The organism is Sphaerospermopsis kisseleviana CS-549 (assembly GCF_028329225.1).
GTDB classification, from domain to species: Bacteria; Cyanobacteriota; Cyanobacteriia; order Cyanobacteriales; family Nostocaceae; genus Sphaerospermopsis; species Sphaerospermopsis kisseleviana.
The window spans coordinates 1-9345 of sequence record NZ_JAQMTI010000044.1 but is presented as its reverse complement, the minus strand read 5'-3'; the positions used below and the strand labels follow the sequence as shown (position 1 = coordinate 9345).

Here is a 9345-nt window from a genome sequence, read left to right as displayed (position 1 = left end):
AATTTCTTTGCCATCTCTTGAAATCCCCAAAAATGCACACTTTTTCCGGTATACCCTTCAAAACCCTTGCACTAATTTCTGTGTTTATCAGCCTCTAACCTTTGATATATCAAGGTTTTAGGTTTATTCAGCAAACCCTATCTATTTTAGATGAAATGTTGAAATTGGCAGTGGTGGTTAATTCTTTAGAGGATTTTCAACAGGCTTTGAAATCTGCAACATCAAATTGATAATCTCCGGGCTAGAATCTACTGTAGAGACGTTCCATGGAACGTCTCTACATTCTTTTTCGGAGAGGTCTAATTGACAATTGACAATTATCAATTATCAATTATCAATTATCAATTATCCTATCTCATATTTTGTTTTTTCTCAGCTTTCGGATCACGATTTGCTACAGCAGCTAATTCTGCATCCATTAAAGTTTTACCTGTTGCTGCTAAATAAACATCATCTAAACTAGGACGAGATTGGGCAATACCAAAAATTGGTAAACCTGCATTATTTAACGCTTGTTGAATAGAAATTAAAGCGTCATTTTGGGGAGTAACTACCAAATTTAAGGAGTTACCTTGGGCGGAATTAATGATAATTTCTTGCACAAAAGGTAAAGATGACAGCAGATTTTTTGCTTTGTCTGCTTCTTCATTTGGTGAAAATTCGCGGATGCGTAAGGTAATGCGATCGCCTCCTACTTGATCTTTTAATTGGGAAGGTGTACCAGTGGCAATTACCAAACCCCGATCTATAATTGCTACCCTATCAGCTAAAGCGTCAACTTCTTCTAAATAATGACTGGTGATGACAACCGTAGTCCCCCCAGCGCGTAATTTTCGCAAAAAGTCCCACACCACAAAACGGCTTTCTATATCAAGTCCTACCGTTGGTTCATCTAATACTAAAACATCTGGGGAATGTAATAAACCAGCGGCCAAGTCTAGACGTTTGCGTAAACCACCGGAATAAGTGCCGGTTTTCTTATCTGCGTATTCCTGTAACCCGAGTAAATCTAATACAGTGTTAATGCGTTCTTTGATAACTTTACTGGGGAGGTGATAAAGTGCTGCTTGCAGTTGTAGCAGTTCTCGACCGGTTAAAACCTTATCTAAAGCCACCTCTTGAGCGACATAACCCAGCTTTTGACGTGCTAGTTTAGGGTTATCTAACACCGAGATTCCCGAAACTTCGATTTTTCCAGAGTCAGGGGTGGTGAGGGTACACAAAGCGCGGAGAGTAGTGGTTTTCCCTGCACCGTTGGGACCAAGTAAACCGAATATTTCCCCTGGTTTCACCTCAAAGGAGACATCCTTAACAGCGACTACAGAACCGTAGCTTTTTTTTAGATTTTCGATTAAAACTGCTGAGGCCATGACAGCAATAAATCCTAACTATACATTTCGCAACAATCTATTTTCTATTGTACGAGTTAGGCGTTAGGTGTGATGAGTTCTGGGTTTCATTTTGAGAAACTTGTTTTTTGGTATAAAGCAGTACAGTGTCTCAATCAGGATTTCCAGATTTTCAGAATGAACAGAATTTTGCAGAAAAAGCCGAGTTTTAAGCTGTTGTGCATTTAATTTGTATAAGTGGAACAGGCATCTTGCCTGTTAAACAAGAGTTCAGAATATTAGGATTATACAATTTAGCTGTGTAACAGCTTACCATGACACAACAGTTAAGGGGTTCATTTTTTTTTATTTTTTGGGGCAATTTTGGGATAAAATATGTTTTATAGATGTTTGATAGTCTTTAGGGAATAGCCTAAAAACCTTATATATTAATATATATTAATAGTTTTAAAACAAGCCCGTGACGAGGATTGAACTCGTGACCTCACCCTTACCAAGGGTGTGCTCTACCACTGAGCCACACGGGCAAAATTGAAATTTACTTTTCGGGTTTTTGATGATTTATGAATTACAAAGCTGAGAATTTAACTCGACACTCAGCTATTGTAACCCATATCATCTCAAAGTGGTGGGCCGGGCTGGATTTGAACCAGCGTAGGCGCAAACCAACGGATTTACAGTCCGTCTCCATTAACCACTCGGACACCGACCCGCTTCGTTCCACTTTTCCTATAGTAGCAGCAGTTTTTAGGTTTGGCAAGGGGTTGGGAAAACTTTTTTTCAAAAAAACCGGAAAGGCTTAAATCACAAGGGTTTCAGATGATTAACCCCTGAGTTAACCTGTTTCTTGCAGGGAGTGTAAGCGGTGATCAATGCCTTCTTGGTGCATTGACAATTTTTTGGCTATTTTAAGGGGTAAAATTCCAACCGATAACGATAAAGCGCCACCGGACGAGAACCTGCGGTAAAATAATCAGGATCTTGGGGTGAAAGGTACACAGCAGTCACTTGATCTGCTTCTATTGTTGGGTATAATTTGGGGTCAGATGTGGAAACTAAATGATAAGCTGTGGTAGATTCTACATTGTTAAAATAGGCACGAGAACCACCTTTAAAATATTGTTGAAAAACTTCTGCACTGATAAATTTACCATCGGGATTTTTTTCGGTTGTGCGTGCGGTGACTACAGAAACTAATTGGCGATCGCCACGAAAAAAGGTAATTTGACGATTAGGAGATTCTGGATCTAATTTAACTGCTAATACAGCATCATCTCCTAAATAAGCTCTGGATAAGTTCAAACTGTTAAATACTCGATCAGCTACTAAAATTAGTGATTGTTGATTTTGTGATTGTTTATTTGTTTTAAAGAAAAGATTGAAACCTGAATTTTGTGGTTTAACTTTCACAAATCTCACTACAAAATTCACAGGTTGATTTAATTGACTGCGATTTGCTTCAAATCCTGGTGTGATAATATCTGGTGCTAAAGGTGCAGCTAAATCTACCAAGGTACTGGTGACATTCCAAGTTCCAGCTATCCAGTCAGGGTAAACTAAATCTCCCTTTGCGGGTTTGACTGATGTTAATTTTTCCCATTGTGTAAAGTTGGCTAATTTTTCGGATAATTCACCTGCTTTAGCTTCTGCATTGGTAAATAAAAAGAGGATGATTAAACAAAGACTTAAAATGGTTTTCAGGAACATAATCAACAACTCAAAAAAATCAATTTAAATTTCAAACATTAATTGCCAACATTAATCTGATGTTAATCCTGTAAGGGTTTAGCACTGCTAAACCCCTACTTATGAATTTTGATGCAGATAACCGATTTATTGAATCAATCAGTTGCAAAAATTACAAACTTTCTAGCGGTAAAGGTTGCCAAACTTCACCGTATTTCTCCCGTAAAGCCAACCAATTTTCTACCTGTCCCGCTTCATATTCTCCGGGTTTACCCCATTGTAAAAATAGGCTTAATGCAGGTTCTTCTTTTTCATCTAAAAACCGGATAGCGTAGGTTGTAAAATTACCTCTTTTAGCTTCACCTGTTTCAAATTTCACCTTGGTGATTTTATCCATATTCAAATGAAATTCAAATCCTTCGGTGTGCATATTCGCATATTTACCTTTTGGTAATTCTGCATAAAATAGTTTTTCTATTTTTCCTCTAGCTTCTAATACTGCGGCGCTGCTAGTGACTATTAAACGCAAAGTTCCTAAATTTTCGCAAGCTTCCAAAAATTCTTTCAATGTTGTATTCATACGCCTAATGTAAATTACCAAAAAGGATGTCATCTATATTATAGATGTATTTTATACTATATATGATATTTTTGTCTGAATCAGGATTTGCAGGATTTTTGTTTTTATCATAATTTATAAGATTTTAGTCATGAAGATGCAGGATAAATCAGATATCTGAGGAAAGATTAGTGTTGTGAATATTGAATCATTAATTATTTGCAGCATCTTCAACAGCAAAATGAATTTATCTAACTGACAGTAATTAATATTAATACCTGAAATCTATATTTATCAATTATTATATTAATTACAGCAGATTGCAGATTAATCAGGTACAGAATATAACTTGAAACCTAGACAGAAACAGAGTTTTACTCCTGACTCCTGATTCCTGCTGTATCAATTTAAATTACATAGGGTTTGCTGAATAAACCTAAAACCTTGATATATCAAAGGTTAGAGGCTGATAAACACAGAAATTAGTCCAAGGGTTTTGAAGGGTATACCGGAAAAAGTGTGCATTTTTGGGGATTTCAAGAGATGGCAAAGAAATTTTCAAATCTCCTCCTGACTCCTGACTCCTGACTCCTATGCCCTCACGGAAAGACTTTCTCAGCAAACCCTACATAATCCTGTGAATCCTTTAATCCTGGAAATCCTGATTCAGACAAAAAACTCAACCCAACCTACAGAATATTGACGAATATTTAACTCATCAAATCTTGAAACATCGCTGTACTTAAATAACGCTCCCCAAAAGAAGGCTGAATCATCACTATTAATTTACCTGCATTTTCTGGCCGTTTACCGATTTTAATTGCTGCACACAAAGCCGCACCAGAAGATATACCTGATAATAACCCTTCTTCTGTTGCTAATTTGCGTCCATATTTCATTGCATCTTCATCATCAACTTGAACCACTTCATCAATTAATTCTGGACGCAAAACATCGGGAATAAAACCAGCACCAATACCTTGAATTTTATGAGAACCAGATTTACCACCAGAAAGCACAGGACTTTTACTAGGTTCAACAGCAATAACTTGAAAATTCGGTTTTCTTTGTTTAATAACTTCCGCTATTCCGGTAATAGTTCCCCCAGTTCCTACTCCAGCAATTAAGATATCAACTTCCCCATCTGTATCAGTCCAAATTTCTTCAGCGGTGGTTTCTCTGTGAATTTTTGGGTTAGCTGGGTTGCGGAATTGTTGCAACATAAAAGCATTGGGAGTATTTACTACTATTTCCTCTGCTTTATTAATTGCTCCCCGCATTCCTTCAGTACCAGGTGTTAATTCTAAATTAGCACCATAAGCACGCAACATGGCGCGTCTTTCTTGGCTCATGGTTTCTGGCATGGTTAATATTAATTTGTAACCACGGGCGGCTGCTACCATTGCTAAACCAATGCCTGTATTTCCTGAAGTTGGTTCTACTAAAATAGTTTTTCCTGGTGTAATTAAGCCCTCTGCTTCTGCTGAAATTACCATACTTAAAGCAATTCTATCTTTAACAGATGCTGCTGGATTCATACCTTCTAGCTTAACAACTACTCTGGCTACTACTCCCTCAGACTGAGGAATTTTGTTGAGTTGTACTAACGGCGTTCTACCAATAAGTTCTGTTACGTTTTTAGCAATTCGCATTTATTAACCCCTAAAATTATCCTCAGATTATCCTAAGATTATCCTAAAATTATCAATAATCATTCTATCTCTTTATTCATCATACTCGGTTTTTAGATATTTTTTTGATAGTTGAGTAACATTTATTTTAAGAATTTTATCTATCAACATAATTTCCTTGTAATTCCTGACTTGATCAAAATCCAAAAATATTTTGCCAAAATTTTAATTGGTAAAATTTTAATTGGCAAAATTTTAATTGCTTTTTTGATTTCTTTAGTTTATTTTTAATTCAGTTCCAATTTGTCATGATATACTGTTATTTGAGTACAGAGTTCATCATTAAAAATCATCTTTAAATATCCTCAAGTATTTGCCCATAAAGCTTTACAGTTGAGTACAAAAATCCCCGCACCCCACCTGATAAATGCTAGTACCCCCCATTACAAATACTAGCACCTCTACCCTCAAAAATTTTTATAATTCTTACTAGATAAGACTTACAGCCTTTGAGTACAACTTTAATGATTTTAATAATTTCAATTCTGGTGGGGTAAACTGTGTGCTAGGGAGGCAACTGATATAAACATTTATAGGATTTACGCAGAGATTCCCCTCTACCCCCCGAAATTCCTAGACGCAAGTCTGGTGAACTAGGGGGGACTTCTTAACCATAATTAAATGGTAATCTCTATTCACAAGCGTTTAAATTCTGTCAGTATTATTGATTACTAAATCTAGCATATTTTAGGAGTGGATTGGGATTTTTTATGAATTTTTAATTTCAATTGCTTGATCAACATTTATGAGATTCGCTATTTACATTTGTAACTGATCAAACTGCTGGGTTTAAATTTTAGATTTTAGATTTTAGATTTTAGATTCACAGCAAAATTTAAATATTAGGTATTATCTACCAATTTTATATTTTGAATCTAAAATTACTACATCAAATCTAAAATGTGATAGCTGTTTGAGAAATGGCAATCAGAAGGTGCAGCAATAACCCATAAATTACCTTTAATTAGATTTTATTACTGGGTAATTGTAACCTAGCGAGGTAGAGCAAACATGAAATTAAAAATTTTCAATGTGCTGACAGTTGGTTTGGTTACTTTAGCTGTACTTTCTCCGGGAATAATAGTTTTTAATTTAATTTGGGGACGACATCTAGAGTTAGTTAAGACACAGAATTTATCTTGTGAATTCACGAAAATTAATCAAGGTTATGCTTCTTTTTCTTTCTCAAATCAGAGTGTAAATACTCTGGAATCTCTAACTCAAAAAAAAATACCTGCAAATAATTTTTTTCTCCAACTGCAAATGATTGTTGAACAATATAAAATCGTCACAATTTTGCAATGGTTGGTTTTAGCTACACCTATTTGTATTGGTTTGGGAATCATTGCTTACGATAGATATCTTGTTTATCGTGCTGCTGTTTTCAAAGCGCAAGTAGAAATGTTAGAAAGACTTTGGCAACAAAGTATTGAACAATAAATCGTCAGGAGTCAGGAGTCAGGAGTCAGAATATTGTTTTTATGAGGGATCTACTTCAAGCAAGTTTTTCATCAATTATCAATCATGACTCGAAAACTCTCATTAATTGTCAATACTGTATCCTGAATCCTGAAAATAAAGCAATAATTTTCAAGTTTCTTGTTCACCATAAAGTAAATTACCATGTCAGAAGAACGCCAAACTCAGTATTTTAATTTGATTGATGAATTACTCAGATGTCCTAATGGACAAGAACCAGAAGTATTGGAAGCTCAACCCGAATTAGTTGATTCTGGTTTGATACACACAATGCTACAAGTTGCGACTATGTTTGCCCATGAAGGTAATCAAGATGGCGCTCAATTTTTATTTTTTATAGCTAAGGAATTAGCGAAACAATTAGGTTTATATCCTGATGTTTCCAATGAGGTTGCACCTCAGGAGTAATAATGCTATTGACTTCAACTGATGCAGGAAAAATAGCTTTAGAATTTCTCTTAGCAGACTGGAACATTGCGGAAGAATACAGAGATTGGTTTACTATCATTAACTCGCAATTAATGGGTGAATATTGGTACATTGTAGAATTGGGTGTGGAAGGTTTTCCTGATAAATGGTTTATCCAAGTTTATGATACAGGAGCCTGTGACCCAAATTATACATTTATGTCTCCTATCTCTGGTTCTGAAGGATATATGGATTTGAAAAATCTACCAAATATTCTCGCTGATGTTTTAGTCGCTGAACGCAATTCCCGATAAGGTAAGAATTCAGGAGTCAGAATGTTTGATAAATACAGGACTTAGTTCAAAATTTATTTGTGCTATACAGTTCAGTAATTTTGAATTAATTATAAATGGTCATTATATTAGAGGTGATGCTTTTTTAAAGTTCACCTCTTTTTGTGATTGGTGATTGGTGATTGGTGATTGGTGATTGGTGATTGGTGACTGGTGACTGGTGATTGGTGACTGGTGATTGGTGACTGGGGACTGGGAAAATACAAATAATTTCTCCCTGACTCCTGACTACTAGAAATTAATATTTTATTTAGAAAAACCTGCTAAATTGTCATGTTTAAATAACAAGATTATGTTATACTAAATAGTAGTAATAGACGCTACAGAAATATCAATCAGAAATATCAGTCAAATGATTACTGAAGATATCCTAGCTCAAGAATTCACACGAATCTTAGACCATTATTACCCTGACCTTGGGGAAATATTGGAAAATTGCCATGTGAAAGTTATCACCTCTTTTTGGGGAAGACCTGCTAGACGCTTTCAATATATAGGAATTTATTGTTCTGATGACATCATGCCATTAGTACAATCACAAAAAGAAATATTGAGGGAAGTAGCAGAAAATATGGGACTTATTCAGGTAGTTTGCATAAATGCTAAAAGATTGCTCCGCGATCCACTATCTAAATTAAGACAGTCAGAACCGCGTTTATGGTTGGATTTGCATTTAGTGGCGGTCTAGAATATAGCCAATCATGAAAATAGGACTTTTCTGCAATATCGCTAGTGATGATGATGTAGTTAAATATGCTGCTGACAATTCTTTTGGTTTAATGGGGAGTCCAACTTTTTCTCTTTTGAGATTGAGAAATACTGTCATCAGATATCGACAAATCAATAACAGTGGTGCAGATCAATTTCTGTTAGCGCGGTTCTTTTTTGTGACTAAAACTGATGATGAAGCGGTAAATAAAGCCTTACCTTTCATCCATAAATTTAGCCAGAAAACCATAGCTAACTCGACTCAAGTAATGCAGAATAGTCCCCATCCCCAACAATCCTATTATCAAACAAATATCTATTATGAAATAGATTATTTGCTGGAAAATTGGATCATTGGGGATGTTCAAACCTGCCGCGACAAAATCCAGAAATTCCAGGACGAATAAAATCTCAGCACAATAGCACTCAAACCCTCATCTTTATTTCTGTAAAAAAATTTTGAGAGTTTGCAGCGTTACAATCAAGAGGTGCGAAATTATGTCTAAACTGCCGTTACTTCCTCCTGATGATTTACCTCCCGTAGAGGTGACAAAACAGGACGGAATGTTACAAATGGAATTAGAGCAATCTATTGGCAGATGCTTTTATTACGCTTGCGATCGCATTACCCAAGTCTTGCTATCTAACTGTCATTGGTATATCACCAAAAACGGTAATGCTCTGTTATTAATTATTGACGCTCCTGATATAGTATCTTACTGGCATATAGTCAGCAATATTCCCCAATTTGGTAAAAGTTTAGAACCATTTACCAAAGAAGCAAAAGTTAGAGTTTATCCGCCTTTTGGTAAAGGAATGCCCTTTGAAATTGGCGTAAATGAAATCTCTGCTTATCGAGATTGGTTATAGTTTGGTAATGGGTAATGGGTAATTGGTAATGGGTAATGGGATAAATTATCCTATCTTGTGGGATAGGCATCCTGCCTGTCCTTTATTTATGATTAGCCAGGGTAGGGTTTGCTGAATAAACCTAAAACCTTGATATATCAAAGGTTAGAGGCTGATAAACACAGAAATTAGTGCAAGGGTTTTGAAGGGTATACCGGAAAAAGTGTGCATTTTTGGGGATTTCAAGAGATGGCAAAGAAATT

Annotated in this window: 9 protein-coding genes, 2 tRNA genes and 1 pseudogene; 6 read left to right on the top strand and 6 right to left on the bottom strand. The window is 35.8% G+C overall.

Annotated features, from left to right (window positions below):
* Window positions 1-350: 350 nt before the first annotated feature.
* From PN497_RS03380 to cysK, 6 genes are all read right to left on the bottom strand, one after another.
* Complete coding sequence (locus PN497_RS03380) at window positions 351-1370, bottom strand: ABC transporter ATP-binding protein (RefSeq protein WP_096572112.1); 1020 nt, start codon at window positions 1368-1370, stop codon at window positions 351-353.
* A 434-nt stretch (window positions 1371-1804) separates the two neighbouring features.
* Window positions 1805-1876, bottom strand: a tRNA-Thr gene (locus PN497_RS03375).
* Window positions 1877-1975: 99 nt separating this feature from the next.
* Window positions 1976-2061 (bottom strand) — tRNA-Tyr (locus tag PN497_RS03370).
* A 191-nt stretch (window positions 2062-2252) separates the two neighbouring features.
* Entirely contained in the window at window positions 2253-3056 is an 804-nt protein-coding gene (locus tag PN497_RS03365; RefSeq protein WP_409349314.1) for a DUF6816 family protein, read from the bottom strand.
* 151 nt (window positions 3057-3207) lie between these two features.
* The gene (locus PN497_RS03360; protein ID WP_096572113.1) at window positions 3208-3615 is read right to left on the bottom strand and encodes a ChuX/HutX family heme-like substrate-binding protein; all 408 of its coding nucleotides are present in this window, start codon (window positions 3613-3615) and stop codon (window positions 3208-3210) included.
* Between the two features lie 689 nt (window positions 3616-4304).
* The gene (gene cysK, locus PN497_RS03355; RefSeq protein WP_096572114.1) at window positions 4305-5246 is read right to left on the bottom strand and encodes a cysteine synthase A; all 942 of its coding nucleotides are present in this window, start codon (window positions 5244-5246) and stop codon (window positions 4305-4307) included.
* A 1050-nt stretch (window positions 5247-6296) separates the two neighbouring features.
* On the opposite strand from cysK, the gene PN497_RS03350 reads away from it, so the two are divergent.
* The 6 genes and pseudogenes from PN497_RS03350 (at window position 6297) to PN497_RS03325 (ending at window position 9103) form a co-directional block, all read left to right on the top strand.
* Window positions 6297-6725: a hypothetical protein gene (locus PN497_RS03350; protein WP_096572115.1), complete on the top strand. Its 429-nt coding sequence runs from the start codon at window positions 6297-6299 to the stop codon at window positions 6723-6725.
* A 183-nt stretch (window positions 6726-6908) separates the two neighbouring features.
* Window positions 6909-7172: a hypothetical protein gene (locus tag PN497_RS03345; protein ID WP_096572116.1), complete on the top strand. Its 264-nt coding sequence runs from the start codon at window positions 6909-6911 to the stop codon at window positions 7170-7172.
* Between the two features lie 2 nt (window positions 7173-7174).
* Entirely contained in the window at window positions 7175-7486 is a 312-nt protein-coding gene (locus PN497_RS03340; RefSeq protein WP_096572117.1) for a hypothetical protein, read from the top strand.
* A gap of 391 nt (window positions 7487-7877) precedes the next feature.
* A complete protein-coding gene (locus PN497_RS03335; RefSeq protein WP_096572118.1) occupies window positions 7878-8213 on the top strand; it encodes a hypothetical protein in 336 nt (111 codons plus the stop codon).
* Window positions 8214-8253: 40 nt separating this feature from the next.
* Window positions 8254-8685 (top strand): annotated as a pseudogene (locus PN497_RS03330) (LLM class flavin-dependent oxidoreductase); the annotation flags it as partial.
* 46 nt (window positions 8686-8731) lie between these two features.
* A complete protein-coding gene (locus PN497_RS03325) occupies window positions 8732-9103 on the top strand; it encodes a hypothetical protein (RefSeq protein WP_096572119.1) in 372 nt (123 codons plus the stop codon).
* Window positions 9104-9345 lie beyond the last annotated feature (242 nt).

Bases quoted from the DNA above. Each gene is read 5' to 3' on its own strand.
- cysK (WP_096572114.1), bottom strand. From the start codon at position 5,246: ATGCGAATTGCTAAAAACGTAACAGAACTTATTGGTAGAACGCCGTTA.
- PN497_RS03360 (WP_096572113.1), bottom strand. From the start codon at position 3,615: ATGAATACAACATTGAAAGAATTTTTGGAAGCTTGCGAAAATTTAGGA.
- PN497_RS03335 (WP_096572118.1), top strand. From the start codon at position 7,878: ATGATTACTGAAGATATCCTAGCTCAAGAATTCACACGAATCTTAGAC.
- PN497_RS03325 (WP_096572119.1), top strand. From the start codon at position 8,732: ATGTCTAAACTGCCGTTACTTCCTCCTGATGATTTACCTCCCGTAGAG.
- PN497_RS03340 (WP_096572117.1), top strand. From the start codon at position 7,175: ATGCTATTGACTTCAACTGATGCAGGAAAAATAGCTTTAGAATTTCTC.
- PN497_RS03380 (WP_096572112.1), bottom strand. From the start codon at position 1,370: ATGGCCTCAGCAGTTTTAATCGAAAATCTAAAAAAAAGCTACGGTTCT.
- PN497_RS03350 (WP_096572115.1), top strand. From the start codon at position 6,297: ATGAAATTAAAAATTTTCAATGTGCTGACAGTTGGTTTGGTTACTTTA.
- PN497_RS03365 (WP_409349314.1), bottom strand. From the start codon at position 3,056: ATGTTCCTGAAAACCATTTTAAGTCTTTGTTTAATCATCCTCTTTTTA.
- PN497_RS03345 (WP_096572116.1), top strand. From the start codon at position 6,909: ATGTCAGAAGAACGCCAAACTCAGTATTTTAATTTGATTGATGAATTA.